The organism is Burkholderia sp. HI2714 (genome assembly GCF_002223085.1).
In the GTDB taxonomy this organism is placed as follows: Bacteria; Pseudomonadota; Gammaproteobacteria; order Burkholderiales; family Burkholderiaceae; genus Burkholderia; species Burkholderia lata_D.
Genome location: NZ_NKFM01000035.1, coordinates 224,151 through 251,027, shown reverse-complemented (window position 1 = coordinate 251,027; position 26,877 = coordinate 224,151). Strand labels below are relative to the sequence as shown.

Genomic DNA, 26,877 nt, shown 5'->3' with positions numbered 1-26,877 from the left:
GCGTCAGCCGAGCCGGTAAGCGTGCGTGACCGTGCCGCGGAACAGCGCGTCGCGCTCGTCCGGGCTCGCCTGCGCGGTCAGCCGCTTGAATGCATTCCAGCCGTTCACGAACGAATACGAGCCCTTGTCGACCGGGAAATTGCTCTCGAACATGCAGCGCCCGGGGCCGAACGCGTCGATGCAGGTCATCATCCACGGCTTCCACGTGTCGGCGAGCTGCGCGGAAGACGGCGGCCGTTCGCCCTTCTCGAAATCGAAACCGTTGATGCGCATCCCGAGCCCGCCGACCTTCACGTACACGTTCGGCAGTTGCGCGAGCGTGCGCATCGACGCCGACCAGCGCTCGAACACCTCCGGCCTCTTGTCGGCATAACTGGCGATCCGCACGACACCGCCGCAGTGATTGACGATGACACGCGTATCGGGGTTCGCCTTCGCCAGCTCGAACAGTTCGGGCAACTGCGGAAAGAACAGCCACGCGTCATACGAAAGCCCGAGCGGCGCGAGTTGCGCGACGCCCGCCCGGTACGCGGGATCGAGCAGCAGCCCGCGCGGCACGGCCGACAGCGGATTGGCGAGCGTCGGATCGGCGTCCCATGTCGTCAGGTGACGAACCCCGCGAAAGCGCCCGCGACCCGCTTCGAGATGCGCTTCGAGCACCTCGCGCACGCGTTCGCCGAGACGCAGGTCCGCGTGGCCGACGATGCCTTTCGCGACCGCCACCGGGCCCTGCTGCAGCGGCTCGGTCACGCCCGCGACGTAGGCCGTCTCGCCCACCGGTCTCAATTCGGCAGGCCCCGAATCGCGATAGCGCGTCTGCGCCTGCATGTAGACGGACGCCTGGATGTTGTGGCCCGAGCGCGCATCCTGCAGATAGTCGTCGAGCAGGTAGATCCAGCCCTGCCGTTCATAGAAATGATGATGCGCGTCGACGATCGGCAGGTCGGGCTCGAGCGCGGGTTCGAGCGCCGACGCGAGCCAGTCGGGGCGGACCGCGAGATAGTTGCTTTGCGTCGTCATGCGGGAAACTCCTTCCTGGGTGGCCGCGCGCGTTCCGGTGAACGCGGGCAGCGCGAGCGATGCGGCGGCCGCACCGAGCAGCCGGCGTCGCTTGATCGACATCGTCGTGTCCATGTCATTCGCTCCGGTCGAACGCATACAGCGACAGCGTGAGCAGCGTCGTGATCGCCAGCACGATCGCGAGGCCGAGCATGCCGGCGGTAAAGGTGCCGAAGCTGTCCTTCAGGTAGCCGACGAGATACGGGCCCGCGAAGCCGCCGAGCGCGCCGATCGAGTTGATCAGTGCAAGCCCGCCGGCCGCGGCCTGGCCGGACAGGAAGCGCGAGGGCAGCGTGTAGAAGATCGTGCGGCCGGCGATCGTGCCGATCAGCGCGAGCGTGATGCCGACGAGTGCCGGCCCGAGCGTCAGGAAGTGCGTCGACACGCCGAGCGCCACCGCGCCGATGAACAGTCCGATCGCCAGGTTCGCGACCGGGCCGCCGCGCCGGTCCACGCGCTTCGCCCACCACAACAGCGCGATGGTCGCGAAGAAGTACGGCACCGCGGACAGCCAGCCCGTCTGCATCGTCGACATGCCGTGCGCCTTCAGCATCTGCGGCAGCCAGATGCCGATCCCGTAGGAACCCATCGTGAAGCCGAACGAGATCAGCGCGAGCAGGTACACGCGCACGTCGCGCAGCGCGACGCCGAAGCGCTTCTTGCGGCCGGCGGCCGCGCCGTCGCGCTCGAACGCACGCTGCAGCGCCGCACGCTCGTCGTCGGACAGCCACGCGGCATGCGCCGGCGAATCGGACAGCAGCTTCAACACGAGAAAACCGAGCGCGCACGCCGGCAGCCCTTCGACGATGAACATCCATTTCCATCCGGCAAGCCCGAGCGCACCGTCGAGCTGCAGCAGCCACGTCGACAACGGACCGCCGATCAGCGACGACAGCGGCGTCGACACGGTGAACCACGCCAGCACGCGCGTGCGGTAGCTCGCCGGAAACCACACGGCGAGGAAGAAGATCACGCCCGGAAAGAATCCGGCTTCGCCGATGCCGAGCAGCAGCCGGATCGCATAGAAGCTGGTCGGCCCGGTCGCCAGCGCGGTCGCGGCCGCCATCAGCCCCCACGTGATCATGATGCGGGCGAGCCAGCGCCGCGCGCCGAAGCGGTACAGCGCGAGATTGCTCGGCACCTCGAACACGCAGTAGCCGGCGAACATGATCCCCGCGCCCCAGCCGAACTGCGTCGCGGTCAGCCCGAGATCGCGGTTCATCGTGAGCGCCGCGAACCCGACGCTCGTGCGGTCCAGGTAGTTGAAGAAGTACGCGAGCGCGAGCAGCGGGATGAAGCGCCACGCGGCCTTGCGCACGGCCCGTTGCTCGATCGATGCGTCGGTGTCGCGATCGTCGGCCAGTGCCGGGGAAGCGGATGTCATGGTTGTCTCCGTGGATGGGGCGGCCGCGCCCGTGCGTGGCACGGCCGGGACGCCTTTGTTCGTTCGGTGGATCGCGGCCGCGCTACGCGCTCGCCAGTTCGTTCGGTGACGGCGCGCCGCCTGGCACCGCATCGTCCGCGCCATGCTGCCCCGCGACGACACCGGCTTCGATCAGCGCACGCGCATCGTCCGGCGTGTAGCCGAGCTCGCCGAGCAGCGCGCGCGTGTCCTGGCCGAGTGCGGGCGGTGCCGAGCGCAGCCGCAGGCGTTCGCCGGCAAGCGTCAGCGGCAACAGCGCGGTGCGCGTGTCGACCGGCCGCCCGGCGCTGCTCGCGTCGGCCGGCAGCGTGACGGCCTCGAGGCCGCCCGTGGCGAGCAGGTGCGGGTCGTCGAACAGGTCCTGCGGTTTCGTGATCGGCGCGTACGGCAGGCCGTTCGATTCGAAGATCGCGCCGATCTCCGCGGCCGAATGCCGCGCGAGCCGCGCGCGCAGCTCGGGCAGCAGCCACTCGCGCGCCTGCACGCGCAGGTTGTTGGTCGCGAGACGCGGATCGTCCTTCAGCGCAGCCAGGCCGAATGCGTCGCAGAACAGCGCCCACTGCGTGTCCGATACGACCGCGAGAAAGATCTGTTCGTCATCCTTCACTGAAAACACGTCGTAGACGGCCCACGCGGAAATCCGGCTCGGCATCGGCGATGCGGCCTGCCCGGTCACCGCGAACTGCATCATGTGCTGCGCGACGAGGAACACGTTGTTCTCGAACAGCGAGCTTTGCACCTGCTGGCCGCGGCCGGTGCGTTCGCGCTGCGCGAGCGCGGCCATCGCGCCGATCGCGCCGAACATGCCGCCCATGATGTCGTTCACGCTCGCGCCCGCGCGCAGCGGCCGCCCCTCCGGGCCCGTCATGTACGCGAGGCCGCCCATCATCTGCACGACCTCGTCGAGCGCGGTGCGATGCTCGTACGGCCCCGGCAGGAAACCCTTGTGCGACACGTACACGAGGCGCGGATTCAGCGAATGCAGCGCCGGATAGCCGAGGCCGAGCCGGTCCATCGTGCCGCTCTTGAAGTTCTCGCTGAAGACGTCCGCCGTCGCGACGAGCCGCAGCACGATCTCCAGCCCGCGCGGATCCTTCACGTCGACGGCAAGGCTCTTCTTGTTGCGGTTGAACATGCCGAAGAAGCCCGCGCCGGAACCGCGCAGCGCGCGCGTGCTGTCGCCCGCGATCGGTTCGATCTTGATGACCTCCGCGCCGAGATCCGCGAGCAGCATCCCGCAGGTCGGGCCCATCACCATGTGCGTCATCTCGATCACGCGCGTGCCTGCATACGGCAGCGCCGAAGCCGGTTGATGGTCGTTCATTGCGCGACTCCCGTCAGGCATCCTTCCGGTTGCACCGCGGTCGGAGAGCGGCCGTCCGCGTAACGAAAGCCCTTCGGCAACCCGGCGTCCGGCACATGGCCGTACAACGCCTCGGCCGGCAGCGCCGCGTGCAGGATCGCGCGCGCGGCGAGCAGCGCGTCGACGTCGATACCCGTGTCGAATCCCATCGACTCGAGCAGGAACACGAGATCCTCGGTGACGATGTTGCCGGTCGCGCCCGGCGCATACGGACAACCGCCGAGGCCGCCCTGGCTCGCGTCGATCGTCGTCACGCCCGCGTCGAGCGCGGCGACGACGTTCGCGAGCCCCTGCCCGCGCGTATTGTGGAAATGTGCGCCACCGGCCTTGTCGCCGACTTCGCGCTGCAGGCGCACGAACAGCCGGCGCACCTGCGCCGGATTCGCATAGCCGCTCGTATCGGACAGCCCGATCTCGTCGACGCCGCATTCGGCCATCGCCACTGCCATCGCGATCGTCTCGTCGTCGCTGACGGCGCCCGCGATCGTGCAGCCGAACGCGACCGACACGCCCGCCTCGATCTGCACCGGCGGAAACCGCGCGTCGCGCAACGCGACGATCGCACGCACCTCGTCGATCATCTGCGCGGGCGTCTTGCGGATGTTCGCCAGCGAATGCGCTTCCGTCACCGAGACCGGCAGCGTCAGCTTGTGCACGCCAGCCTCGAATGCACCCTCGGCGCCGCGCAGGTTCGGCGCGAGCGCGGCGACGTGCAGCCCGGGAATCGCCAGCGCGTGCGCGACGACTTCGCGCACATCGGCCATCTGCGGCAGCAGCCTGGCCGGCACGAACGACCCGACCTCGATCTCGCGCAGGCCGGCCGCGGCCAGCGCGGTGATCCAGCGCAGCTTGCCGGCCGTCGGCATCACGGCCTGAATGCTCTGCAGGCCGTCGCGCGGCCCGACCTCGCTGACCAGCACCTTCGGATATTCGGAAACGCTCATTTGACACTCCATCGTTCTATCTGAAAGAACATCGTTCTGTTTGATAGAACTCTATGCGCGCACCAAATGGACTGTAAGCGGGGTATACCCCTGAAATTGCGTTTTTTTGGAACTTGAGTTCTGTCAGGCAGAACGATATAGTCGATCGATCATCCTCGGAAGGAAGCAGGCAGTGCCCAAGACTCACACCGATCACGCCGGCAGCGAACCCGATTCGCCGGTCGAAGAAGCGTCCAGCGGCGTCGCCGTTCTCGATCGCGCGTTCGCGATCCTCCGTGCGTTCGGGCAGACCGACGACCGGCTGTCGCTCGCGGAGCTGTCGCGCCGCACCGGGCTGTACAAGAGCACGATCCTGCGCCTGCTCACGGCGCTCGAATACGGCGGCTTCATGCGCAAGCTCGACGACGGCCAGTACGCAATCGGACACGAGCCGCTGCGGCTCGCCGCGCTGTATCAGCGTTCGTTCCGGGTCGGCCCGGTGGTCGAGCCGCTGCTCGAGACGCTGAGCCGCGAACTCGGCGAAACGGCGTCGTTCTACGTGCGCCAGGGCGACATGCGCTCGGTGCTGTACCGGGTCGAGCCCGCCCGTGCAGTGCGCGTGTCGATTCGTGTCGGCGAAGAGTTTCCGGTGCGCCAGGGCGCGTCCGGGAAGGTGCTGCTGGCGTTCACCGACACGCAGGATGCGCAATGGAACGACGTGCGCGAACAGCTGTGGGCCGCGTCGTACGGCGAGCGCGACCCCGAGACGGCGTCGGCATCCGCGCCCGTGTTCGGCGCAGCCGGCGAGTGTGTCGGCGCGCTGACCGTATCGGGCCCGAAATCGCGGCTCGCCGACGCACCGGCCATGGCGGCGGCGCTCGCGATGCTGTTGCCGCTCGCGCAGAAGGCGACCGTGGCGCTCGGCGGCTCAGGCGCACGCTACGACGCGGCGGCCGTGCGCGACAGCCTCGCGCGGCTCGCATCGCCAGCCGACCACGGCGACGCCGCGTCGTAACCGGCGGCGCGCGCCTGGCCACGCAACAGCGCAAAAGGCGGCCGCGTGCGACACTGGCCGCCGATGCATGCATCGCGCGCCGCCTGCGGGCGTGCCGCGCGAGCCCCCGCCAACCGGACACGCTTGAGGGCTGCCACCATGAACGCCGCGCGCACCGCCACCTGGTATTTCGATTTCGTTTCGCCGTTCGCTTACCTGCAGCAGGCGCAATTCGACCGGTTGCCGGCCGCCGCCGCGTTCGAGCCGAAGCCCATCGTGCTCGGCGCACTGCTCACGCACTGGGGCCAGAAAGCGCCGGCCGAGATCGCGGCGAAACGCGTCTTCACCTATCGCCACGCGCAATATCGCGCGGACAAGCTCGGCATTCCGTTCCGGATGCCGCCCGCGCACCCGTTCAATCCGATCAAGCCGCTGCGTCTCGCGATCGCGATGGGCAATTCACTCGACGCGATTCAACGCATCTTTCGGCATATCTGGCGCGACGGTAATGACGTGTCGACGCCGGAAGGCTTCGCCGCGCTGTGCGAAGCGGTCGGCTTTCCGGAAGGCGTGACGGCCGTCGACGCCCAGCCGGTGAAAGACGCGCTGCGTGCGAACACCGACGATGCGATCGCGCACGGCGTATTCGGCGTGCCGACCTTCGCACTCGACGGCGACCTGTTCTGGGGCGAGGATGCGACCGACATGTTCGCCGACTGCGCGACGTCGCGCGCATGGCTCGATTCGCCCGAGGTGCGCCGCATCAGCGCGCTGCCCGAAGGGATCCGGCGCGGCTGACGACACCGTCGCCGCCCGGTGCTCGCGGCGCATCCCGCGTCGGAGGTCAGGTATCGCGCCCTTCGACGAGCCCCGGCACGGCCTCGCGCATCATCGCGGCGAACCGCACGAGCCGCGACGGATAGAACTGCGCATGCGGGTAGGTCAGGTAGACGGGCAGCGGCGCGGCCTGCCACTCGGGCGCAAGATGAACGAGCTCGCCGCGCGCGAGGTCGTCGGCCAGCATCCATGACGAGCCGACGCACGCACCGACCCCCAGCAGCGCCGCACTGCGCAGCGCGTACAGGTTCGCGGTCGTGATGCGCGGGCGAATCGCAATGCGCCGCGTCTCGCCCGTGACCGAATGCGTGAGTGCCAGCTCCGTGCGGTAGTACGTGCGCAGCGCGAGCCACGGCAGTGCGGCCAGCGCATCGGGGTCGGCCGGCACGTCGGCGCCGTTCAGCACGGACGGCGCGGCGACCACGAAGCGCGGCACCTTCGAGAGCCGGATCGCGACCACGGCCGGATCGGTCGGCTCACCCACCTGGATCGCGCAATCGATGCCGCTGCCGACGAAATCCCGCACCTCGTCCTGCAGCAACCACTCGACCGACACGCGCGGATAGTCGCGCAGGAACTGCGCGAGCGGCTCGACGAAACGCTCCTGCCCGAACGCGTGCGGCACCGCGACCCGCAACAGCCCGTCCGGCTCCTCCTGCGCGCCGCGCAGATCGGCTTCGAACGCCGCCCAGTTCGCCAGCAGCTCCTTCGCGCGCTTGAAGCAGCGCTCGCCGTCGACGGTCAGCCGCATCGTGTGCGTGGTCCGCTGCAGCAGCCGCATGCCGAGCGAGCGTTCGAGCGCCTGCAGCCGCCGGCTGATCGTCGGCTGCGTCGTATGCAGTTGCGCGGCCGCGGCCGACAGGCTGCCGGCTTCGACTATGCGCACGAAGGTTTCCATCAGCTCGAAACGATAGCCGGCGCCGTCCACCGGCACGGCCTGAATGCGCGGAGACCCGCCTGCAGCGGGAGAGAAGGGAGATTTTTCGGTCATGCGTGGAGCGTATAACAAATCTGCGCAGGACGGCACTACCGTGGCCGGCCGCATCCCGCCACACTCGCGTCCATTCCTTCATCGCACCCAGGATGCACGCCATGTCCACTCCGTCCCGTCTCGATGCCGCGCCCCGCGCCGCACACACCCCGGCCCACCCGGCCGAGCATTCGATGCCCGATCGCCGGCTCGTGCTGCTGCTCGCGGCCGCCGCCGGCCTTGCGGTCGCGCCGCTCTACTACGCGCAGCCGATGCTCGGCGCGCTCGGGCCCGATCTCGGCGCGTCGGCACGCGCGATCGGCTTCGTGCCGACGCTCACGCAGCTCGGCTATGCGCTCGGCATCCTGCTGCTCGCGCCGCTCGGCGACCGCTTCGACCGCCGCCGCGTGATCGTGACCAAGGCCGCGACGCTGGTCGTCGCGTTGCTGCTCGCCGCCATCGCACCGTCGCTCGGGCTGCTGCTCGCGGCGAGCTTCGCGATCGGCCTCGCGGCGACGATGGCGCAGGACGTCGTGCCGGCCGCCGCGACGCTCGCGCACGACGCGCATCGCGGCCGCATCGTCGGCACGGTGATGACGGGGCTGCTGCTCGGCATCCTGCTGTCGCGGGTCGTGGCCGGCTTCGTCGCCGAAACGGCCGGCTGGCGCGCGATGTTCGCGCTCGCGGCCGCCAGCGTCGCCGTGATCGGCGTCGTGGCCGCACGCGGGTTGCCGCACTTCGAGCCGACCACGCGCCTGCCGTATCGCGCACTGATCGGGTCGCTCGGCGCGTTGTGGCGCCAGCATCCGGCACTACGCCGCGCCGCGCTCGCGCAGGGGCTGCTGGCCATCGGGTTCAGCGCGTTCTGGTCGACGCTCGCGGTGATGCTGCACGGCGCGCCGTTCCACCTCGGCAGCGCAGCCGCCGGCGCGTTCGGCCTCGCAGGTGCAGCGGGTGCGCTGGCCGCGCCGATTGCCGGACGCCTGGCCGACCATCACGGTCCCGAGCGCGTCACGCGCATCGGCATCGGCATCGCGACGGTGTCGTTCGCGTCGATGGCCGCCGCACCGTTGATGTCGGCGCATGCCCAGCTCGCGCTGCTCGCGGTCGCGACGATCGGCTTCGATCTCGGCGTGCAGGCCACGCTGATCGCGCACCAGGCAATCGTCTACCGGATCGACCCCGCGTCGCGCAGCCGCCTCAATGCCGTGCTGTTCGTCGGCATGTTCATCGGGATGGCGGCCGGCGCCGCGATCGGCAGTGTGTTGCTCGCGCAACTGGGCTGGAATGCGGTGACCGGGCTGGCCGTCGTGACGTCGCTCGCCGCGCTCGCCGTGCGGATCTGGCGCCGCTGAATTTCCGCGTCGCACCCATCCGGCGGGCAGGCCCACAAGGGCTTGCCCGCCTTTTCTTTTATTTTCGATCGGCGCACGCATGACGCGGCGCAGCCTGGCAGATTCGTGCGTATTCGGCACGAAAAGCCCCCATCCCGCGCAAGGTCCGCACCCGCTCGAACGAATGTCCAGTTCAACCGATTATTTTTCCGGCGGCCGTGCGCGTCGATGCGAAAACGTCGGACGATTCGATGCGCCCCGCCACGTGGCGCCCGGCCATCCGGCCCCACCGCGCAGCCCCGTTTTATCAGGGGATTCCCGGTATTTTTTCGCATTTTCTTCGAAATAACGGGTGACATACTTGCCCCCCGTTGCGCTCGGGTACGAGCGCGCTTTCCGATCCTGCCGGCCGCATGTCATGCGCTGAGCGTCCGCCCGGGTCGCACAGAACATGAACGATTTCGACACCACGATCCAGACCTTCCTCACCCACATCACGTTCGGCCCGCTGATGAATCACGCGATCCGCGTGATCGCGGGCCTGTACACGTTCAAGGGCTTCGTGCTCATTCCCGTGCTGTGCTGGCTGTGGTTCCAGCCGGGCCCGAACCGCGAGCGGCAGCGCGAGCTGGTCGTCGCGACGATCGCGAGCGGGCTCATCGCGCTCGCGTTCGGCCGGCTGCTCGCGCAGGTGCTGCCGTTCCGCGTGCGGCCGATCTACAACCCCGACCTGCACCTGCACTTTCCGTCGGCGGGACTCCGCGCAGCCACGCTGCAGGCATGGAGTTCGTTTCCGAGCGATCACGCGATGCTGTGGATGGCGATCGCCACCGGCATCTTCATCATTGCGCGCCGCGTCGGCGTGTTGGCACTGGTGTATGCGGTCGTGTTCATCTGCGTGCCGCGCGCGTATCTCGGCTTTCACTATCCGACCGACCTGATCGCGGGCGCCGCGATCGGCATCGCGCTCGCGTGGATGCTGACGCGCGATGCGATCCGCTCGCGCTTCGCGCCGCAGGTGCTCGCGATGATCGAGCGCTTCCCCGCGCCGGCCTATACGCTCGCGTTCCTGCTGTGCTTCGAGCTGATCACGCAGTTCGACGAGCTGCTGACGCTCGCGCAGTCGGCCACCCACACGATGTGACGGGGAGACGCCGCGATGCTGCCGCTGCTCACGTTCCGCCGCCCCGGCACGCGTTGCCGGCCATGCGCAGTGGCGGCGCGCCGCGCGTCGCCCGCGCCGATCAGTCGCGATCAGGCGCACCCAGCGGAAAGAACGGGCGAAACGGCCGCGCTTCGTCGACCGCGCGCGCGAACGACGGCCGCGCCAGCAGACGCTGGCGGTACGCCGTCACGTTCGCGAACGACGGATCGATCCGGTGCGTCCAGTCCGCGTAGAACAGGAACGGCGCCGCGCCGCAGTCGGCGAGGCTGAAGCGGTCGCCGGCCGCCCATTCGCGATCGGCCATCTTCTTGTCCAGCCACGCGTACGACGTTTCCAGCATGGCGCGCGCATCGGCCACACCGCGCGCATCGCGCTCGGCCTCCGGCCGCAACGCGTCGTGCACGACCTTCTGCTGCGGCGTCGACACGTAGTTGTCGAAGAAGCGATCCATCGCCCGCACCTCGAGCGCCGCGTGTGGATCGTCGGGCAGCAAGCGCACGGGGCCCGGGTGATTCAGGCCGAGATACTCGATGATGATCGACGCCTCGACCACCGTGCGGCCGGCATCGACGAGCACCGGAAAGCGCTTCAGCGGCCACAGCGCGGCCAGTTCCTGCATCGGCTTCGGATCGTCGTGCGCGAGCACGCGATACGCGAACGGCGTGCCGTTCTCGTACAGCGCGGTCAGCACCTTCTGGCAGTAGGACGAAAAGGGATGGGCGTATAGCGTCGGCATCATCGTGCGGTCTCTCAGGGTTTCGGCGCCGCGTGATGCGGCGCCACGTGATCGGATACCTTGACGACGAACGGCACGCGGCCATTTCGACAGCGATCCGGAATTTTTTTCATGCACCTTGGGGCGTTACGACCGGCCGTCCATCACGACGCGCCCTTCGGCACGCCAGCGCAGCATCCCGCCGCCGAGATTCGCCACCGTGTCGAAGCCGGCCTTCAGCAGAATGACGGTCGCCTGCGCAGATCGCCCGCCGGCCCGGCACACGGTCACGACCGGCCGATCGCGTGCGATCTCGCCGGCGCGCGCGGCCAGTTCGCCGAGCGGAATCGGCGTCGCGCCGGGCAGGTGGCCGAGCGGGCCCGTGAATTCGTCCGGCTCGCGCACGTCGACGACCTGCACCGCCGGCAGATGATCCTCGAGCCATTGCGGATCGATTTCCCAGAAGCCGGCGAACGTATAGACGAGCGGCGCCCAGTCGGGCGCAGCCTGTACATCGGGCGCGTTCGCGGCGACGCCGCACTGCAGGTTCGCCGGCACCGCGACGTCGATCTGGCGCGGATGCGCGAGCCCGAGGTTGCGCATGTAGCCCGCGAAATCGTCTTCGCTCAGGTCGCCGCCGAGACGCGGATTGAAGCGCCGCTCCTCGCCGACGCTCGTCACCGTGAGCCCGCGATAATCATGCGCCGGATACAGCAGGCACGCGGCCGGCAGCGTGAAGAGCCGGCCGTGCACCGCGCGATACAGCGCGCGCGGGTCGCCCTGCTGGAAGTCGGTGCGGCCCGTGCCGCGAATCAGCAGGCAATCGCCGGTGAACGCCATCGATTCGTCGTCGAGCACGAGGCTGATGCAGCCGCTCGTATGGCCGGGCGTCGCGCGCACGGTCAGGTAGCGCGCACCGAACGCACAGCGATCGCCGTCGTTCAGGTAGCGGTCGGCGCCCTGCGCGCCGCTCGCGGCCGAGATCGCGATCGTGCTGCCCGTGCGCTGCTTCAGCAGCCACGCGCCCGTCACGTGATCGGCATGCACGTGCGTGTCGACGGTCGCGACGAGCCGCAGCCCGAGCTCGTCGAGCAACGCCGCATCGCGGCGCACCTGCTCGAACACGGGATCGATCAGTACCGCGTCGCGCGATGCGCTGTCGGCAAGCAGGTACGTGTACGTCGACGATTGCGGGTCGAAGAGTTGCCGGAAGATCATCGCGAAGTCGCTCCGTCGCTGGTTGAGGCTTGTTTGATGCGGACCTGATGCTGTCGTCCGGCCCGCGCCGCGACTGTCGCCGTCGCGCGGGCCGCCCCGTCGTGGTCCTGCATGGCCGGCATCCGGCCGGCACGGTGCGTCAACGCGGCTGCGTCACGTAGCGCAGGTACGGCTTCAGCGTCCGGAAGCCGTCCGGATACTTCTGCTTCGCCGCATCGTCCGACACCGACGTCGGAATGATGACATCGTCGCCGGGCTTCCAGTTCACCGGCGTCGCCACCGTATGCTTCGCGTTGAGCTGCAGCGCGTCGAGCAGGCGCAGCACCTCGTCGAAGTTACGCCCCGCGCTCATCGGATAGACGAGCATCGCCTTGACCTTCTTGTCCGGCCCGATGATGAACACCGAGCGCACGGTCGCGTTGTCGACCGCCGTGCGCGGGCCGCCGCTCGCATTCGGATGAATCATGTCGTACAGCTTCGCGACCTTCAGCTCGTCGTCGCCGATCAGCGGATAGTTGACCGCGTGACCCTGCGTTTCGGCGATATCCGTCACCCACTTCCGGTGATCGCTGACCGGATCGATCGACAGCCCGATGATCTTCGTGTTGCGCTTGTCGAATTCCGGCTTGAGCCCGGCCATGTAGCCGAGTTCGGTCGTGCATACGGGCGTGAAATCCTTCGGATGGGAAAACAGGATCGCCCAATGGTCGCCGATCCATTCATGAAAGCGGATCGTTCCCTCAGTGGTCTCCGCGGTGAAATCGGGCGCGTCCTCGCCTAGTCGAATCGACATGTTCGTCTCCATCAAGTGGGAATCGTCACGACGCCCGCGCCGCGGCTTGCGCGCGACGCGCGATCGTCCGCGCGCGAAGGGCCGGCATGGCACATGCCGGGTTCCGCGCGTTCATATAGCGTAGGTCAAAATGCGCGCGCCACCGGCATGCGGTGGGCGGGATCCGGCGTGCCGTGGCCGATTCCGGCGACGAATGCGGTGCAGCAGGACGCTGCGCCGGGTCCGGACGCTAGCTGGTACGCACTGACTTACACTACCGGCTGTTCTCGTCTTACGTTCACAGGAATTCCACCGGCATGTCGATGACGATTGATTCGAAGCAGGCTGCCGCGCTGCTGGCCGTCGCCGACACGGGCAGCTTCGAGCAGGCAGCCGTGCGCCTGCACGTGACCGCATCCGCCGTCACGCAGCGGGTCCGCGCGCTGGAAGCAAGCCTCGGCACGCCGCTCGTGCTGCGCACGCGGCCGTGCCGCCCGACGGTGGCCGGGCAGCGCGTGCTGCAGCACCTGCGCCGCGTCGCGCTGCTGCAGGCCGACCTGCAGAGCACGCTCGCAACCGAACGCGAATCGCCGATCTCGGTCACGATCGCGCTCAATTCCGATAGCCTCGGTACGTGGTTTCTGCCGGCGCTGACATCGGTGCTCGCGGGCGAGCGCATCCTGTTCGAGCTGATCGTCGAAGACCAGGATCACACGTTCGCGCTGCTCGAAAGCGGGATGGCGGTCGGCTGCGTGACGACCGAGCCGAAGCCGATGCGCGGCTGCCTCGCGACGCCGCTCGGCACGATGCGCTACCGGCTGCTCGCGGCCGCCGCGTTCGCGGTGCGCTGGTTTCCGCGCGGGCTGAACCGCACGAGCGCGCGCAAGGCGCCCGTCGTCGCGTATTCGCGGCGCGATACGCTGCAGTCGTCGTTCCTGAGAGAGAAATTCGGGTTGCCCGAGGGTGCCTATCCGTGCCACTACGTGCCGGGTACCCATTCGCATTTCGCGGCGGTGCGGCACGGGCTCGGTTACGCGATGGTGCCGGAGCCGCTGATCGGCAGTGCACCGCTCGACACGCAGGGGCTCGTCGATCTCGCGCCCGCACATCCGACCGACGTCACGCTGTACTGGCACGCGTGGACCGTGCAGTCGCCGACGATGGCGTCGTTGTCCGAGCGGGTCGTCGAAGCGGCGCGCCGCCTGCTCGCGCCGCTGCCGTGACGCGGGTATGAGCGACACCGCCGACGCGGTGTGCGATGTGCGATGTGCGGCGCGGTACACCTAAACGAGGAGAATCCCCGCCACGCCGCCTATACTTTTTCCATCGGCCCCGCGAGCGCGCCGCGCGGCCGATTACGCACATCCGGTCGTTCGCTTTCCTGCAAGGAGAACATCATGTCTCGCCGCTACATCGATTGCCGCGAGTTTCCCAGCGCGACGAATTGCTCGGTCGCGATTTCCGCCGACTCCGACAACGAACTGCTGGAGGCCGCCGTGCAACATGCGGTCCAGGTGCACCAGCACACCGACAGCGCCGAACTGCGCACGCAACTGAAAGCGCTGTTCCACGACGGCACACCACCCGCCGACGCACCCCGGCAAGCATGATCCGCCGGCTCGCCCGATATCGACAGACGGGTTGCCACGTCGCCCCCGTCGCCTCTACGCTCCCTGCTTCGCGCCACATCGGGCCGGCGTCCCCGCCGGCCGGCGCATTTCACCTTACGCGCGGCGCTGCGCGAAATACGCACCGACCGCGTCGATGAACGTATCGATGTCCGCACGCGACACGTCGCAGTGCGTGACGAAGCGCGACGCGTACAGCATCTGCGTGAGAATCCCGCGTTCCTTGAGCCACGCCTCGAGCGGCGCGCAATCGGCTTCGGGGAATTGCGCGAACACCATGTTCGTCGCGTGCGACAGCACCTTCACCGTATCGATGCGTGCGAGACCTTCGGCGAGATGCGCGGCATTCGCGTGATCGTCCGCGAGCCGCTCGACATTGTGGTCGAGCGCATACAGGCAGGCCGCCGCGAGAATGCCCGACTGCCGCATCCCGCCGCCGAGCACCTTGCGCCAGCGCTGCGCGCGCTCGATCAGCGCACGGTTGCCGACCAGCACCGAGCCGACCGGAGCGCCAAGCCCTTTCGAGAAGCAGATCGACACGCTGTCGAACGGCGCGCACAGCTCGGCGATCGACCGGCCCGACGCGACGGCCGCGTTGCACACGCGTGCGCCGTCGAGGTGCAGCGACAACCCGCGACTGCGCGCGAACGCGGTGGCTTCCTGCACATAGCCTTCCGGCAAAACCTGGCCGCCGATCGTGTTTTCGAGCGCGAGCAGGCGTGTGCGGGCAAAGTGATTGTCGAGCGGCTTGATCGCCGCGGCGATCTTCGCGAGCGGCAGCGTGCCGTCCGGCGCGTTCTCGATCGGCTGCGGCTGGATGCTGCCCAGCACGGCCGCACCGCCGCCTTCGTACTTGTAGGTGTGCGCGAGCTGACCGACGATGTATTCGTCGCCGCGCTCGCAATGGGCCATCAGTGCGGCCAGGTTGCTCTGCGTGCCGCTCGGGAAGAACAGGCCGGCCTCCTTGCCGGCCCGCTCGGCCGTCACCGCCTGCAGGCGCAGCACGGTCGGGTCGTCGCCCCATACGTCGTCGCCGGTTTCGGCGGCAGTCATCGCGGCCAGCATTGCCTGGCTCGGACGTGTCACGGTATCGCTGCGTAAATCGATCATCTTCGTGCCCTGAGTGAACGCGGACCGGATCCGATGCGGCCGGCCCTGCCGAAACGAGACTCAGAGTGTACGCAAATCGTGCGGCACGTGCCGATGGCCGGATGCGCATCACGTCCGGCCATCGGCGGCCGGACCAGATGCCCGGCGACACCGCGCCGCGCGCCGCCGTCTCTGCATCCGCCGCATCGTTCCGATGACGCGACGCGCCATATTGCCGCACGTGCGTCAGACCGCCACGCCGCGGCCGCGCGCGCCGCAAGCAGCCTTCTTGATACGAATCAACGATTTACCCCGGAATCGCGCGCGGCGGGCTGGACATCTGCGACGAGTTGGCGCATTTCGCGGTGCAACATCGCGGCCCATACTCCAGCCAACCCCGACGCCCGTCCGGCGGGGTCCGCCGGCACCCGCCGGCGGGTATCGTCAGCCTCGGTCAACTGGTATGGACACCGCTCTTTCGGCCCTCGATCTGGCCCGCCTGCAATTCGCGTTCACCGTCTCCTTTCACATCGTCTTTCCGGCGCTGAGCATCGGCCTCGCCAGCTTCATCGCCGTACTCGAATATCGCTGGCTGAAAACCGGCAAGCAGTACTACAAAACCCTCTGCCTGTTCTGGTCGAAGATCTTCGCGGTCGCGTTCGGGATGGGCGTCGTCTCCGGCGTCGTGATGAGCTACCAGTTCGGCACGAACTGGTCGGGCTTCTCGAGCTTCGCCGGCGCCGTCACCGGGCCGCTGCTGATGTACGAGGTCATGACCGCGTTCTTCCTGGAGGCCGGCTTCCTCGGCATCATGCTGTTCGGCTGGAACCGCGTGAGCCCGCGCGCGCACTTCGGCGCGACGCTGATGGTCGCGATCGGCACGCTGATCTCGACGTTCTGGATTCTCGCGTCGAACAGCTGGATGCAGACGCCGCAGGGCTTCGAGATCGTCGACGGCCGCGTCGTGCCGACCGACTGGTTCGCGATCATCTTCAACCCGTCGTTCCCGTACCGCCTGTTCCACATGGCGATCGCCGCGTTCATCGTCGCCGCGCTGGTGGTGGCCGCGACCGGCGCCTGGCACCTGCTGAAGGGCCGCCGCGACAAGGGCGTGAAGAAGATGTTCTCGATGGCGCTGTGGCTGCTGCTCGTGCTCGCGCCGCTGCAGGCCGTGATCGGCGACCAGCACGGCATCAACACGCTGAAGCACCAGCCCGCGAAGATCGCCGCGATCGAAGGGCTGTGGGAAACCGAAAAGGGCGGTACCGCGCTGAACCTGTTCGGCATTCCGGACATGCAGGCGGAAACGACCCGCTACGCGGTGAAGGTGCCCCACCTCGGCAGCCTGATCCTCACGCACAGCTGGGACGGCGAGATCCGCGGGCTGAAGGACTTCCCGCCGGAAGACCGCCCGAATTCGACGGTCGTGTTCTGGAGCTTCCGGATCATGGTCGGCCTCGGCTTCGCGATGATCGGCCTCGCCGCGCTCGCCTGGTTCCTGCGCCGCCGCGGCCGCCTGTATGAATCGAAGTGGTTCCAGCGCTTCGCGCTCGTGATGGGCCCGACCGGCTTCGTGTCGCTGCTCGCGGGCTGGGTGACGACCGAAGCGGGCCGCCAGCCGTGGGTCGTGTATGGCGTGATGCGCACCGCGCATGCGGTATCGCCGCTGTCGGTGCAGCAGGTCAGCCTGTCGATGATGACGTTCGTGATCGTGTACTTCCTCGTGTTCGGCACCGGCGTGTACTACATGCTGAAGCTGATGAAGGCCGGCCCGGCGCTGCCCGACGTGAAGCACGACGACACCCCGGACACGCGCCCCGACCACACTGCGCGCCGCCCGATGTCGGCCGTCGACGAGCCGCTCGAGACCGTCTGAGCCCACCCTTTCCGCATACGAGAAAACCTATGGACGTCACCGTAATCTGGGCCGCGATCATCGCATTGGGGCTCTTCATGTACGTCGTGCTCGACGGCTTCGACCTCGGCATCGGCATCGTCTTCCCGTTCTTCCCGGACGAGAAGGAACGCGACCTGATGATGAACACGGTCGCACCCGTGTGGGACGGCAACGAGACGTGGCTCGTGCTCGGCGGCGCCGGGCTGTTCGCGGTGTTTCCGGTCGTCTATTCGACCGTGCTGTCCGCGCTGTACCTGCCGCTGATCTTCATGCTGGTGTGCCTGATCTTCCGCGGCGTGTCGTTCGAGATCCGCGCGAAGGCGCGGCGCACGAAGCAGCTGTGGGATCTCGCGTTCATCGGCGGCTCGGCCGGCGCGACGTTCTTCCAGGGGATCGCGCTCGGCGCGTTCCTGCAGGGCATCAACGTGAAGGACGGTGTATTCGCGGGCGACGCCTTCGACTGGCTCACGCCGTTCAGCCTGCTGACCGGCCTCGGCCTGATCGTGACCTATGCGCTGCTCGGCTGCTGCTGGCTCGTCGCGAAGACGGAAGGCGACCTGCAACGGCGCCTGCATCGTGTCGTATGGCCGCTGACGGTCGTGCTGCTCGGCTTCATCGCGGTCGTCAGCCTGTGGACGCCGCTGCAGGATCCGGCCATCGCGCAGCGCTGGTTCGACTCGGGGCTGTTCTGGCGCCTGCTGCCGGTGCCGTTCCTGGTCGCCGGCTGCGCGGTGTGGATGCGCCGCGCGGTGCGTGCCCGGCACGACATGACCCCGTTCGTGCTCGCGCTGGCGCTCGTGCTGCTCGGCTACGTCGGCCTGCTCGTCACGTTGTTCCCGTATGCGATTCCTCAGACGATGACGATCTGGGAAGCCGCGGCGCCGCGTTCCAGCCAGACCTTCACGCTGGTCGGCGCAGCGGTTATCCTCCCGATCATCATCGCCTACACGACGATGGGTTACTGGGTATTCCGAGGCAAGGTGCGCCATGAAGACCAGCATTACTACCACCACTGATTCCGCCGATCGCCAGCCCGCTACGCCGAAGCCGCGCATGCGCGGCTGGATGTGGTTCGTCGTCCTGTGGGCGGGCGGCGTGATCGGTGCCGTCACGCTCGGCTATGCGTTCAAGATCTTCATGAACCTGACGCTGTTTGCGGTGAAGTAGGCGAAACGGCTGCCGGGTCGAGCGATGGCCCGGGCGGCCGTTTTGTCGTTGGGCGGCGGCTTCGGCCGCACGCTGCCAGCGCCCAATAACGAAGAAGCCGCGGACGACGCATCTCCCGGCTACGCGTCCTGCCGCACCACCCCCAGTTTGAGCCCCAGCGTGCCGAAGATACGATTCATCGTCTGGACCGTCCCGTCACTGCGGCCCTGCTCGATATCCTGAATCGCCTTCGTCGACACGCCTGCGAGCTTGGCTATTTCGGCGCTCGTCAGCCGCATCGTCTTCTTCAGATGGCGCACCGATTCGCGCAACGACCATTCCGGGTGCGCAAGCACGTCTTCGATTGCTTGCCGCCTCAGCGCGAGCTGTTCGGGAAGCGACATCGCGTTGTAGCGTTTGTCCATTTCAGCAGAAATCTATACAAATCGCGCCTAACGCGGCCCGCAAATTATGTAGATATCTGCCGAAATGCCCGGTATCGGCATGCTTGTCAGCGGAAAATATTGCGCTGTCGCTTGCACCCTACCCCCGCCCGCGCAACGCCGCCTCGATCTTGCGATCGGTCTTGTACTGACTCAGCGCATACACCGACCAGATCGCGGCCGGCAGCCAGCCGATGATCGTGATTTGCAGGATCAGGCAGATGATCCCCGCAATCGGGCGGCCGATCGTGAAGAACTGGAACCACGGCAGCAGCAGGGCAAGCAGAAGGCGCATCTGGAATCCTCTCGAGGCGTCGTTGAACGTTCGTGCATCGCCAATATGGCGAGTCGCCCGCGCCATTTCAAGTCCGCTTCAGACGATCACCGGACGAGAAGCCTCAACCTCATCCCATCGGCCTAAGCCGCGTCGGCCAGCCACCGCGCAACCCGCGCGACGAGCCGGTCCGCTTCGTCGAAGCATTCGGCGCCCGCCACGCGCGGCGCGTCGCAAATCGCGAACACCGGCTTGCCCCACTGCAACCCGAGCGCGATCTCGGACAGCGTCCCGAGCCCGCCGCCGACCGCGACCAAGCACAGCGACGCACGCGCGACCAGCGCGTTGCGCGTGATGCCGAGCCCGGTCGGCAACGCGACGCTCAGGTAGGGATTCGCGAGTGTCGCATCGTCTTCCGGCAGCAGCCCGATCGCGCACCCGCCGGCCGCATGCACGCCGCGCGCGGCCGCCTCCATCACGCCCTGCTTGCCGCCGCCGACGATGGCGACACCCGCCGCCGCGAGCGCATGCGCCACCCGCTCCGCGACCCGCATCTGTTCGTCGGTCGCCTCGCGCGGACCGATCACGCCGACCGGCATGCGATGCCGCCGCGTGCCGCGCTGCCGCTGCGCGAGTTGCGCCAGCGCGTCGCACGCCGCTTCCGACCACTCATCCATGACGTCGTTGCCGTACAAGGCCTTCCCCCAATGCAAGAACGCAGGTGCAGATCGCCGTCAGCACGATCGACAACACCGCCGCCTGCGAGAAATCGGTTTGCCCGTCCGACAGCTTCAGATACATCAGCAGCGGCAGGATGTTGATCTGCGTGCCGGCCAGCGCGAGCGCCGTGCCGTAGGTGCCGAGCGCGATCGCCGTGACGAGGCACCACGCCGACGCGACCGACGGCCACAGTTCGCGCCACGCGACGTCGAGCCACGCACGCCACGGCCGCGCGCCGAGCGTCAGTGCCGCCTCGAGCGGCCGCCGGTCGAGATTCGCGAGCGCCGGGTAGATCATCAGCGCGACCCGCGGGATCAGGTAATACGCATACGCGACCGCCAGCCCCGGCATCGTGTAGATCGCGCCGCCGAGCACGGTCGGGTCCGCGCCCAGCGACGCCGCCAGCGTGGTGACGAAGCCGGCGCGGCCGAACGCGAGGATGAAACCGTAGGCGATCACCAGCCCGGAGAACGCGAGCGGCACGCCGAGCAGGGCGAGCATCCAGTGGCGGCGGGCGGGCGACTGCCCCGCCAGCGCGAATGCGACCGGCACGCCGACGCCGACCGACAGCGTGCCGGCGCCCACCGCCAGCGCCAGCGAACGTGCGATCGCATCGGCGACGAGCGGGTCGCGCAGCACCACGCCGAACGCGCGGCCGCCGTCCGTGAAGGCCGAGCCGACGAGCGCGGCGAGCGGCAGCGCGAAGCACACCGCCAGCAATACCGCCGCCGGCACCGCGCCGAAGCGGCGCAGCGCGCCGCGTTCCGCCAGGGAGGTCTGCATCGTGTGCCCCTTACTGGCCGAGCGTCGCCTGCGACCAGAGCTGGTCGATCTCGGCCTTGCGGGCGGCCGCCTTCGCCACGTCGAGCGGACGCACCTGCGGCGCCTTCGGCAGCTTCGCCGCGACGTCCGGCGCGACCGGCGTGCCGGGTACGGCCGGCCGCACGAAGCCCTGCGCGAACAGCCCCTGCCCGACGTCGCTCATCACCAGGTTCAGCCACAGCTGCGCGGCGGACGGGTTCGGGCCGTTCTTCACGAGGCTCATCGCATACGGTGCCGATACGCTGCCGTCCTGCGGAATCACGACGTCGGCCGCGTCACCCATGCCGTCGACGTACTTCGCCTTCAGGCCATCGTTCTCGTAGCCGATCAGGATCGGAATCTCGCCCTTCACGAACTTCGCATAAGGCGTCGTGCCTTCGACACGCAGCACGTTGCCCGCGCGCTTCAGCTTGCCGAAGAACTCCGCGCCGGGCTTCGGGTTCTCGACGCTGCCGCCGTTCGCATATGCGGCCGCGAACACGGCGACCTGCCCTTGCCCGGTCGAACGCGGGTCGAGATAGACGACCGCGTTGCGATACTCCGGCTTCAGCAGGTCGGACCAGCGCTGCGGCACGTTCTTCACGAGCTTGCGGTTGACGAGGAACGCGATGTTCAGCGAGTGCACCGCGAACCAGCGGCCGTCCGCCGAGCGAAACACGTCCGGCAGCTTGTCGAAGTTGACCGGCTTGAACGGCGCGACGACATCCTTGCTTTCGGCGTCGAGCGCCGACGCGGCGAAGTAATACGCGGTATCGGCCTGCGGACGGCGCCGTGACTTGTCGAGCGAGACCACGGTCGCGGCCGAGCCGATGTCGTTGTAGGTGATCTCGACCTTCGGATAGCGTTTGCGGAACTCGGCGAACAGCGCCTTCCAGTTGGCCCATTCGGGGCCCGTGTCGAACGACACGACGAGCCCTTCGTCGGCGGCCTTCGCATACAGCGCGTCCTCGCCCGGATACAGCGGCGCGGCATGCGCCGGCGCGACAGCCAGCGCCGCGAACGCGCAGAGCGCCAGCACGCCGGCGCGCATGGTTTTCACAAGAGGGGGGCCTGCAAGCATCGGGGATCTCCGTTGAATGAAAGGGGTCATTGCGCATCCGGCGCGGCCGGCAGCACGAGCAGATGGCGCGGGTCGATCGCGATCCGCCGGGTGGCCGGCACGCGGCCTTCGCACAGCAGCGGGTCGGTCGAGCCGGCGGGAATGAAGTCGTAGCGTTGCGTCGCGCCGAAGTAGCGCACGTCGCCCGGCGCGCCGTCGATGCGGTTCACGCCGTGCGCTGGCGGATCGGCCTCCACGTGCTCGGGCCGCACCAGCACCTCGACCTCGGCGCCCGGCCGGTGCCCGCCGGTCTCGACGCGCAGCGTCGCGAACCGCACGTCGACCGTATCGTGCGCGATCACGCGGCCGCGCAGCAGCGTCGAATGCCCGACGAAACGCGCGACCTGCGCGGACGCAGGCCGCTCGTACAGGTCGCGCGGCGTGCCCACCTGCAGCACCCGCCCACCGTCGACGATCGCGACGCGGTCGGCCATGCTCAGCGCCTCGTCCTGGTCGTGCGTGACGAGCAACGTCGTCGCGCCGCACGCACGCTGCAGCGCGCGAATCTCGTCGCGCAGCTGATGGCGGATGCCGGCATCGAGCGCCGCCAGCGGCTCGTCGAGCAGCAGCAGCTTCGGCTCGATCACGAGCGCACGCGCCAGCGCGACGCGCTGCTGCTGCCCGCCGGACAGCATTGCGATGCCGCGCTCCGCATGGGCCGCCAGCCCGACGCGCTCGAGCATGTCACGCGCGCGACGCCGCCGCGCGTCCGCCGCGACGCCGCGCATTCTCAGCCCGTACGCGACGTTGTCGGCCACCGACAGGTTCGGGAACAGCGCGTAGTGCTGGAACACCATGCCGACCTCGCGCCGCCACACCGGCACACCCGCCATGTCGGCGCCGCCGATCGCGATGCGGCCGCTGCCGCCGTCGAGCAGGCCGGCCGCGAGCCGCAGCAGCGTCGACTTGCCGGACCCGCTGCGCCCCATCACCGCGAGCAGTTCGCCTTGCGCGGCGGACAGCGTGACGTCGTCGACGCCGTGTCGCGCGCCGGGATACTGGAAACTGACGTGTTCGAACTCGAGACTCATGACGGACTCACTTCATACGTTGCACGGTGCCGACCGATACGAGCGTCGCGAGCACGGCGAGGACGAGCAGCACGACGGTCGCCGCGCATGCCATCCCCGACGCACCGTAGAACGCCTGCAGCAGCACGATCGGATAGTTGCGGTAGCGAAAGCCGGCGATCAGGTTCGAGATCTGGAATTCGCCGATCGACAGCGCGGCCACCATCACAAGCCCCGAAAACAGGCTGTGCCGCAGGTTCGGCAGCACGATCGTGAAGAACTGGCGCAGCGGCGTCGCACCGAGCGTCGCCGCGCAGGCCTCGAGCCGCGCGAGCCCCAGGTGGCGCAGATCGCCGAGCAGCGTCTGCAGCAGGTACGGCAGCGTCAGCACCGCGTGGGCCGCGATCATCAGCGGCAGCGTGCCGAGCCATGGCAGCGTGTCGCCGCTGAAGATCGCGATATAGCCGAAGCCGAGCGTCAGCGCGGGCACGGCCACCGGCATCAGCATCACGACGCGCGTCGCCATGCCGCGCCCGGCCTGCGCACGGTGATGCAGCGCATACGCGAGCGGCAGGCCGATCACCGCGTTGAGCGCGCAGCACGCCAGCGCCACCGTCAGGCTCACGCCGAATGCGCGGGTGAAGCTGCGATTTCCGGCGAGATCGGCGAACCAGTGCCCGGTGAAGCCGGTCGGCAGCAGCGTGTTCGTCCACGACTGGCCCACCGAGCCGATCAGCAGCAGCGCGATCGGCAGCAACAGGTAGAGCCCGAACACCGCGACGAGCGCGTGCAGCAGGAAGCGTCCGGCACTCGGACGCACCGGCCTGTTACGCGAAATCGGAACACCATCGGCCAGGGCCGGGGCGGTAGACGCAGGCATGAAAACACTCGCGGACAAGAGACGAAGACACCGCGCAACGCCCGCCGGGCGGGGCTGTCACGCGTTTTCTGGATGGCTGGAGTGTGCGGATTCGACATGGCATCGTCATGAAAAAAACGTACAAAGCCCGCATCGATCTGTGCGCCGAAGGAATAGTCGCGATGAAGCACCTGTATCCGAACGTCTCGGAACTGCACGCATTCACCTGTTCTGCGAAGACCCTGAACTTCTCGTACGCGGCCCGCGAACTGGGCCTGACGCCCAGCGCGGTCAGCCGGCAGATAGCGAATCTCGAGGCGCTGTTCGGTGTGAAGCTGTTCGCCCGCGAGGGGCGCAGCCTCGTGCTCACGCGTGCCGGGCAGGTGTACCACGCCCGTGTTGCCGGCCCGCTGCGCGAGATCGGCAACGCGTCGATCGAACTGCTGAGCGCGCGCGAAAACGGCGACCTGCTGACGATTGCCAGCGTGCCGACGTTTACGACCAAGTGGCTCGTGCCGCGGCTCTCGCGTTTCCTGGCCGTCGCGCCGGGCGTCACGCTGAGCTTTCGCCGCCATCTCGCGCACGGCGACATCTTTCCGTTCGGGCTCGACGCGGCGATCCGCTACGGCGACGGCGCCTGGGAAGGGGTGCGAAGCGATTACCTGGACGGGCGAACCTTCGTACCGGTCTGCACGCGTGAATTCGGCGAACGGCACGCGTTGCACACGCCCGCCGACGCCGTCACGGCGCCGCGCCTCGTGCACGAGCAGGCGGAAATCGCGTGGTCCGCGTGGGCGGAACGCCATCGCGCCACGCAGATGAACGCGCTCGCCGGGCCGCGCTTCGAACAGTATTCGGTGCTGATCCAGGCCGCGCAGGCGGGACTCGGGCTCGCGCTCGTGCCGCGTTTCCTGATCGCGGACAATCTCGCGGCCGGCACGCTCGTTGAGCCGTTCGACGCGCCCGTCGAGGTCGACGCGCAGGGGCACTACCTGTGCTATGCGCCGGAGCGCCTCGAGACGAGCGAAGCGTTGCGGCACTTCAGGGAATGGATGCTGGACGAATGCGCGCCGGCGTAAGCCGGCCCGCAATCGTCATGCGGCGGGACACGCTCGGCCGCGCGCCCCGCCTTGCCGGACACCACCGGGCAGCGGCGTCCGGCAACCGTCGTTAGTGCTGACCGATGCCCAGCCCCGGCAGCACGCCGGTATTCTCGGCCACGACCGCGTGCAACAGGCGCGGGTTCGCGCCGAGCAGCCCGAGGATCGTCGGCGCGACCTGCTTCGTGCCGACCGTGTCGGTCACCGTGCGTGCGCGATGCAGGCCCGGATACGACACGAGCAGGCCGAGGTGGCTGTCGTCCGGCGCGTTGCCGCCGTGCTCCTCGTCCTTCTTCGTGCTCGACGTGTAGATCACGCCCGGATTCGGCTGGACGACGATGTCCGGCGTGCGGCCGTTGGCCGGATCGCCGAAGCGCTCGGCGAGCGCCGCGCCGTACAGGATGTACGCCTGCGAGCCGTCCGCGCAGATCCCCGGCGCGTTGCAGCCCAGGTTCGCCTTCAGCGTCTGCACCACGGCCGTGCGCTGGTTGCGGTCGCGCAGCCAGATCAGGCCGACGTCGTCGGTCTGCACGAAGCCCGTGTCGACCAGGCCCGAACCGTCGTTCAGGTTGCCCGTCTTCGTGTTGTTCTGGCCGAAGTTGCCGTTCGGATCGATGTAGTTGTTCGCTTCGAGCAGCTTCGTCAGCGTATCGCCGTTCTTCACGAGCTTCGTGTGATCGGTCGGCGACTGGCCATGCTTCGACGTGACGATCACGGCCGTCGACGAATACAGGTTCGCCTGCTTCAGCGCCGCGACGATATGGCCGATCGAGTTGTCGACGTACGTGATCGCGTTCGCGACCTGGCCGTTCGGCGTGAAGTTCGCATCGAGATAGCCGCCGCCCTTCGCGACCGACGCCTTCTGCGCGACGCTGAGCGTCTGGAAGTTGCCGCCGAACAGCGTCGGCACCGGCGCGCTCTTCGTGCCCGTCGAGTCACGGCCGTTGATCTGGTTGATCAGCGCCTGCACGTGCAGGTTGTCGAACTGCGCGGTATGCGAATAGACGTCGGTGTAGTCCGTCTTCGTCACCGGGTCGATCGAGTTGATCTCGGTGCGCATCAGATCATCGACGCCGGTGCCCGACGGCCCGTTCAGCCAGTCGTAGCCCCACGCGTGCTTGTCGGCCCATGCGGTGGTCGCGTTCGGGATGCCGGCCTTCACGGCCTCGAACACGGTGTTGGTCTTCACGTAGTTGTGCGGATAGACCGGCACGCACTTGCCGTTGACCTTCGCGTTCGGGATCGCCTGCGGATTGAACGCGCCGCCGCCGTCGAGGTGGACCAGCGCGCCGCCGTTCTGGGCATCGATGCCGGTCGTCTCGTCGAACACGACGTTCCAGCCCTGCTTGCCCGAGCAGCTCGTATCGCCCGGCGCGTACAGGTTGCGGTCGTACGACACGTCGTAGAACAGGCCGGCGGTCTTCGGCGAGCCGCCCGTCACGAGCGCGGCGAGGCCCGGGAACGAATCCGACAGGCCCGGCGTATAGGCATTCGTGTACGTCACGCCGTGCTGCGCGAGCACCGCGATGTTCGGGCACGTATTCGCGCCGATGCAGCGCGCGAGATCCTGCTCGTGCAGGCCGTCGACGCTGATCAGCAGCACGTGCTTCACGACGCGGCTCGCGTGGCCGCGGTCCTCGCCCTGACTGTTGCCGTCCTGCTGCGCGGCGTGCGCACCCACACCGGCGAGCGCCAGCGCGCCCGCCACCATCAACACCACCTTCCGCTGCTTACCAAGGAAAGACATGATCACCCCACCTCATCGATTGACGTTGAACTGCGTGACTTGCCATCAGGCGCGCACGAATATGGCTGCGCCGTGGGTCGCTCGCGTGAAGCGGGGCTTTCTGTTTTCTATCAAACGTAACCAATCGCAAGTGACACGAATCGGTCGCAAAGCAAGGTGGCCTGGCGCACATTGCGACGGGCGCGCTCACCTGCCGGCACTGCGCCGGTGCATCGGTCAACCCGTCCGAAGCGTCACTTGCCACGCGATTTTTTTTCCGGCTTGGCGCGC

Annotated in this window: 27 protein-coding genes; 10 read left to right on the top strand and 17 right to left on the bottom strand. The window is 68.2% G+C overall.

Translation table 11 applies throughout. From position 1 onward, the window contains the following. Window positions 1-3 precede the first annotated feature (3 nt). From CFB82_RS19135 to CFB82_RS19120, 4 genes are all read right to left on the bottom strand, one after another. A complete protein-coding gene (locus tag CFB82_RS19135; RefSeq protein ID WP_089484845.1) occupies window positions 4-1,134 on the bottom strand; it encodes an amidohydrolase family protein in 1,131 nt (376 codons plus the stop codon). A 1-nt stretch (window position 1,135) separates the two neighbouring features. Further along, window positions 1,136-2,443 (bottom strand): MFS transporter, encoded by a 1,308-nt coding sequence (locus CFB82_RS19130; protein ID WP_089484844.1) that lies wholly within the window; start codon window positions 2,441-2,443, stop codon window positions 1,136-1,138. An 82-nt stretch (window positions 2,444-2,525) separates the two neighbouring features. After that, entirely contained in the window at window positions 2,526-3,806 is a 1,281-nt protein-coding gene (locus tag CFB82_RS19125; protein WP_089484843.1) for a CaiB/BaiF CoA transferase family protein, read from the bottom strand. Continuing rightward, window positions 3,803-4,789 (bottom strand): hydroxymethylglutaryl-CoA lyase, encoded by a 987-nt coding sequence (locus tag CFB82_RS19120; RefSeq protein WP_089484842.1) that lies wholly within the window; start codon window positions 4,787-4,789, stop codon window positions 3,803-3,805. Before CFB82_RS19120 ends, CFB82_RS19125 begins: the two co-directional genes overlap by 4 nt. 172 nt (window positions 4,790-4,961) lie before the next feature. On the opposite strand from CFB82_RS19120, the gene CFB82_RS19115 reads away from it, so the two are divergent. Further along, window positions 4,962-5,783 carry an IclR family transcriptional regulator gene (locus CFB82_RS19115; RefSeq protein ID WP_089484841.1) on the top strand — a complete coding sequence of 274 codons (822 nt, stop codon included), beginning with the start codon at window positions 4,962-4,964 and terminating at the stop codon, window positions 5,781-5,783. Between the two features lie 138 nt (window positions 5,784-5,921). Next, entirely contained in the window at window positions 5,922-6,560 is a 639-nt protein-coding gene (locus CFB82_RS19105; protein WP_089484839.1) for a 2-hydroxychromene-2-carboxylate isomerase, read from the top strand. Window positions 6,561-6,606: 46 nt separating this feature from the next. Here CFB82_RS19105 and CFB82_RS19100 read toward each other — a convergent pair whose 3' ends face one another. Next, window positions 6,607-7,590 (bottom strand): LysR family transcriptional regulator, encoded by a 984-nt coding sequence (locus CFB82_RS19100; protein ID WP_089484838.1) that lies wholly within the window; start codon window positions 7,588-7,590, stop codon window positions 6,607-6,609. A gap of 101 nt (window positions 7,591-7,691) precedes the next feature. Between CFB82_RS19100 and CFB82_RS19095 the strand changes: the two genes are divergently transcribed. Together CFB82_RS19095 and CFB82_RS19090 are read left to right on the top strand one after the other, a co-directional pair. Then, on the top strand, window positions 7,692-8,924 hold the full coding sequence (locus CFB82_RS19095; protein WP_089484837.1) for an MFS transporter: 1,233 nt from the start codon (window positions 7,692-7,694) through the stop codon (window positions 8,922-8,924). 430 nt (window positions 8,925-9,354) lie between these two features. Next, window positions 9,355-10,047: a phosphatase PAP2 family protein gene (locus tag CFB82_RS19090; protein ID WP_089484836.1), complete on the top strand. Its 693-nt coding sequence runs from the start codon at window positions 9,355-9,357 to the stop codon at window positions 10,045-10,047. Between the two features lie 100 nt (window positions 10,048-10,147). Here the strand turns inward: CFB82_RS19090 and CFB82_RS19085 are convergent, their stop codons facing one another. From CFB82_RS19085 to CFB82_RS19075, 3 genes are all read right to left on the bottom strand, one after another. After that, window positions 10,148-10,807, bottom strand: a complete 660-nt coding sequence (locus CFB82_RS19085) for a glutathione S-transferase family protein (RefSeq protein WP_089484835.1) — start codon at window positions 10,805-10,807, stop codon at window positions 10,148-10,150. A 123-nt stretch (window positions 10,808-10,930) separates the two neighbouring features. Further along, entirely contained in the window at window positions 10,931-12,001 is a 1,071-nt protein-coding gene (locus CFB82_RS19080; RefSeq protein WP_069252667.1) for a rhodanese-like domain-containing protein, read from the bottom strand. A gap of 139 nt (window positions 12,002-12,140) precedes the next feature. After that, entirely contained in the window at window positions 12,141-12,794 is a 654-nt protein-coding gene (locus CFB82_RS19075) for a peroxiredoxin (protein WP_089485010.1), read from the bottom strand. A gap of 296 nt (window positions 12,795-13,090) precedes the next feature. On the opposite strand from CFB82_RS19075, the gene CFB82_RS19070 reads away from it, so the two are divergent. Both CFB82_RS19070 and CFB82_RS19065 read left to right on the top strand, forming a co-directional pair. Further along, window positions 13,091-13,996 carry an HTH-type transcriptional regulator ArgP gene (locus tag CFB82_RS19070; RefSeq protein ID WP_089484834.1) on the top strand — a complete coding sequence of 302 codons (906 nt, stop codon included), beginning with the start codon at window positions 13,091-13,093 and terminating at the stop codon, window positions 13,994-13,996. Window positions 13,997-14,170: 174 nt separating this feature from the next. Beyond that, complete coding sequence (locus CFB82_RS19065; RefSeq protein ID WP_069252668.1) at window positions 14,171-14,383, top strand: DUF1059 domain-containing protein; 213 nt, start codon at window positions 14,171-14,173, stop codon at window positions 14,381-14,383. Between the two features lie 114 nt (window positions 14,384-14,497). Here CFB82_RS19065 and ltaE read toward each other — a convergent pair whose 3' ends face one another. Continuing rightward, complete coding sequence (gene ltaE / locus CFB82_RS19060) at window positions 14,498-15,511, bottom strand: low-specificity L-threonine aldolase (RefSeq protein ID WP_089484833.1); 1,014 nt, start codon at window positions 15,509-15,511, stop codon at window positions 14,498-14,500. Window positions 15,512-15,953: 442 nt separating this feature from the next. Here ltaE and CFB82_RS19055 point away from each other — a divergent pair, with 442 nt between their 5' ends. From CFB82_RS19055 to CFB82_RS19045, 3 genes are read left to right on the top strand one after another with little or no spacing between them, the layout of a single operon-like run. Continuing rightward, window positions 15,954-17,366 (top strand): cytochrome ubiquinol oxidase subunit I, encoded by a 1,413-nt coding sequence (locus tag CFB82_RS19055; protein ID WP_069252670.1) that lies wholly within the window; start codon window positions 15,954-15,956, stop codon window positions 17,364-17,366. 29 nt (window positions 17,367-17,395) lie between these two features. Then, entirely contained in the window at window positions 17,396-18,403 is a 1,008-nt protein-coding gene (cydB, locus tag CFB82_RS19050) for a cytochrome d ubiquinol oxidase subunit II (RefSeq protein ID WP_039364378.1), read from the top strand. After that, window positions 18,375-18,554, top strand: coding sequence for a hypothetical protein (locus CFB82_RS19045; protein WP_069252671.1), 180 nt, complete (start codon window positions 18,375-18,377; stop codon window positions 18,552-18,554). Before cydB ends, CFB82_RS19045 begins: the two co-directional genes overlap by 29 nt. 119 nt (window positions 18,555-18,673) lie before the next feature. Here the strand turns inward: CFB82_RS19045 and CFB82_RS19040 are convergent, their stop codons facing one another. From CFB82_RS19040 to CFB82_RS19010, 7 genes are all read right to left on the bottom strand, one after another. Further along, window positions 18,674-18,958 carry a helix-turn-helix domain-containing protein gene (locus CFB82_RS19040; RefSeq protein WP_089484832.1) on the bottom strand — a complete coding sequence of 95 codons (285 nt, stop codon included), beginning with the start codon at window positions 18,956-18,958 and terminating at the stop codon, window positions 18,674-18,676. Window positions 18,959-19,076: 118 nt separating this feature from the next. Continuing rightward, complete coding sequence (locus CFB82_RS19035) at window positions 19,077-19,271, bottom strand: YqaE/Pmp3 family membrane protein (protein WP_059582194.1); 195 nt, start codon at window positions 19,269-19,271, stop codon at window positions 19,077-19,079. Window positions 19,272-19,393: 122 nt separating this feature from the next. Next, window positions 19,394-19,927 carry a TIGR00725 family protein gene (locus CFB82_RS19030; protein WP_089484831.1) on the bottom strand — a complete coding sequence of 178 codons (534 nt, stop codon included), beginning with the start codon at window positions 19,925-19,927 and terminating at the stop codon, window positions 19,394-19,396. Continuing rightward, window positions 19,920-20,753, bottom strand: coding sequence for an ABC transporter permease (locus CFB82_RS19025; protein WP_069252674.1), 834 nt, complete (start codon window positions 20,751-20,753; stop codon window positions 19,920-19,922). Before CFB82_RS19025 ends, CFB82_RS19030 begins: the two co-directional genes overlap by 8 nt. Before the next feature lie 10 nt (window positions 20,754-20,763). Next, window positions 20,764-21,852: an extracellular solute-binding protein gene (locus CFB82_RS19020; RefSeq protein WP_089484830.1), complete on the bottom strand. Its 1,089-nt coding sequence runs from the start codon at window positions 21,850-21,852 to the stop codon at window positions 20,764-20,766. 26 nt (window positions 21,853-21,878) lie between these two features. After that, window positions 21,879-22,922, bottom strand: a complete 1,044-nt coding sequence (locus CFB82_RS19015; protein WP_089484829.1) for an ABC transporter ATP-binding protein — start codon at window positions 22,920-22,922, stop codon at window positions 21,879-21,881. A 7-nt stretch (window positions 22,923-22,929) separates the two neighbouring features. Further along, a complete protein-coding gene (locus tag CFB82_RS19010; RefSeq protein ID WP_089484828.1) occupies window positions 22,930-23,781 on the bottom strand; it encodes an ABC transporter permease in 852 nt (283 codons plus the stop codon). A gap of 161 nt (window positions 23,782-23,942) precedes the next feature. Here CFB82_RS19010 and CFB82_RS19005 point away from each other — a divergent pair, with 161 nt between their 5' ends. After that, window positions 23,943-24,839: a LysR substrate-binding domain-containing protein gene (locus tag CFB82_RS19005; RefSeq protein ID WP_089484827.1), complete on the top strand. Its 897-nt coding sequence runs from the start codon at window positions 23,943-23,945 to the stop codon at window positions 24,837-24,839. A gap of 91 nt (window positions 24,840-24,930) precedes the next feature. Here the strand turns inward: CFB82_RS19005 and CFB82_RS19000 are convergent, their stop codons facing one another. Next, the gene (locus CFB82_RS19000) at window positions 24,931-26,607 is read right to left on the bottom strand and encodes an alkaline phosphatase family protein (protein ID WP_373558821.1); all 1,677 of its coding nucleotides are present in this window, start codon (window positions 26,605-26,607) and stop codon (window positions 24,931-24,933) included. Between the last annotated feature and the right edge of the window lie 270 nt (window positions 26,608-26,877).

Excerpts from the sequence above, each read along its gene's own strand:
- CFB82_RS19135 (WP_089484845.1), bottom strand. The coding sequence starts at position 1,134 with ATGGACACGACGATGTCGATCAAGCGACGCCGGCTGCTCGGTGCGGCC.
- CFB82_RS19130 (WP_089484844.1), bottom strand. The coding sequence starts at position 2,443 with ATGACATCCGCTTCCCCGGCACTGGCCGACGATCGCGACACCGACGCA.
- CFB82_RS19125 (WP_089484843.1), bottom strand. The coding sequence starts at position 3,806 with ATGAACGACCATCAACCGGCTTCGGCGCTGCCGTATGCAGGCACGCGC.
- CFB82_RS19120 (WP_089484842.1), bottom strand. The coding sequence starts at position 4,789 with ATGAGCGTTTCCGAATATCCGAAGGTGCTGGTCAGCGAGGTCGGGCCG.
- CFB82_RS19105 (WP_089484839.1), top strand. The coding sequence starts at position 5,922 with ATGAACGCCGCGCGCACCGCCACCTGGTATTTCGATTTCGTTTCGCCG.
- CFB82_RS19100 (WP_089484838.1), bottom strand. The coding sequence starts at position 7,590 with ATGACCGAAAAATCTCCCTTCTCTCCCGCTGCAGGCGGGTCTCCGCGC.
- CFB82_RS19095 (WP_089484837.1), top strand. The coding sequence starts at position 7,692 with ATGTCCACTCCGTCCCGTCTCGATGCCGCGCCCCGCGCCGCACACACC.
- CFB82_RS19090 (WP_089484836.1), top strand. The coding sequence starts at position 9,355 with ATGAACGATTTCGACACCACGATCCAGACCTTCCTCACCCACATCACG.
- CFB82_RS19085 (WP_089484835.1), bottom strand. The coding sequence starts at position 10,807 with ATGATGCCGACGCTATACGCCCATCCCTTTTCGTCCTACTGCCAGAAG.
- CFB82_RS19080 (WP_069252667.1), bottom strand. The coding sequence starts at position 12,001 with ATGATCTTCCGGCAACTCTTCGACCCGCAATCGTCGACGTACACGTAC.
- CFB82_RS19075 (WP_089485010.1), bottom strand. The coding sequence starts at position 12,794 with ATGTCGATTCGACTAGGCGAGGACGCGCCCGATTTCACCGCGGAGACC.
- CFB82_RS19070 (WP_089484834.1), top strand. The coding sequence starts at position 13,091 with ATGTCGATGACGATTGATTCGAAGCAGGCTGCCGCGCTGCTGGCCGTC.
- CFB82_RS19065 (WP_069252668.1), top strand. The coding sequence starts at position 14,171 with ATGTCTCGCCGCTACATCGATTGCCGCGAGTTTCCCAGCGCGACGAAT.
- ltaE (WP_089484833.1), bottom strand. The coding sequence starts at position 15,511 with ATGATCGATTTACGCAGCGATACCGTGACACGTCCGAGCCAGGCAATG.
- CFB82_RS19055 (WP_069252670.1), top strand. The coding sequence starts at position 15,954 with ATGGACACCGCTCTTTCGGCCCTCGATCTGGCCCGCCTGCAATTCGCG.
- cydB (WP_039364378.1), top strand. The coding sequence starts at position 17,396 with ATGGACGTCACCGTAATCTGGGCCGCGATCATCGCATTGGGGCTCTTC.
- CFB82_RS19045 (WP_069252671.1), top strand. The coding sequence starts at position 18,375 with ATGAAGACCAGCATTACTACCACCACTGATTCCGCCGATCGCCAGCCC.
- CFB82_RS19040 (WP_089484832.1), bottom strand. The coding sequence starts at position 18,958 with ATGGACAAACGCTACAACGCGATGTCGCTTCCCGAACAGCTCGCGCTG.
- CFB82_RS19035 (WP_059582194.1), bottom strand. The coding sequence starts at position 19,271 with ATGCGCCTTCTGCTTGCCCTGCTGCTGCCGTGGTTCCAGTTCTTCACG.
- CFB82_RS19030 (WP_089484831.1), bottom strand. The coding sequence starts at position 19,927 with ATGGATGAGTGGTCGGAAGCGGCGTGCGACGCGCTGGCGCAACTCGCG.
- CFB82_RS19025 (WP_069252674.1), bottom strand. The coding sequence starts at position 20,753 with ATGCAGACCTCCCTGGCGGAACGCGGCGCGCTGCGCCGCTTCGGCGCG.
- CFB82_RS19020 (WP_089484830.1), bottom strand. The coding sequence starts at position 21,852 with ATGCTTGCAGGCCCCCCTCTTGTGAAAACCATGCGCGCCGGCGTGCTG.
- CFB82_RS19015 (WP_089484829.1), bottom strand. The coding sequence starts at position 22,922 with ATGAGTCTCGAGTTCGAACACGTCAGTTTCCAGTATCCCGGCGCGCGA.
- CFB82_RS19010 (WP_089484828.1), bottom strand. The coding sequence starts at position 23,781 with ATGCCTGCGTCTACCGCCCCGGCCCTGGCCGATGGTGTTCCGATTTCG.
- CFB82_RS19005 (WP_089484827.1), top strand. The coding sequence starts at position 23,943 with ATGAAGCACCTGTATCCGAACGTCTCGGAACTGCACGCATTCACCTGT.
- CFB82_RS19000 (WP_373558821.1), bottom strand. The coding sequence starts at position 26,607 with ATGTCTTTCCTTGGTAAGCAGCGGAAGGTGGTGTTGATGGTGGCGGGC.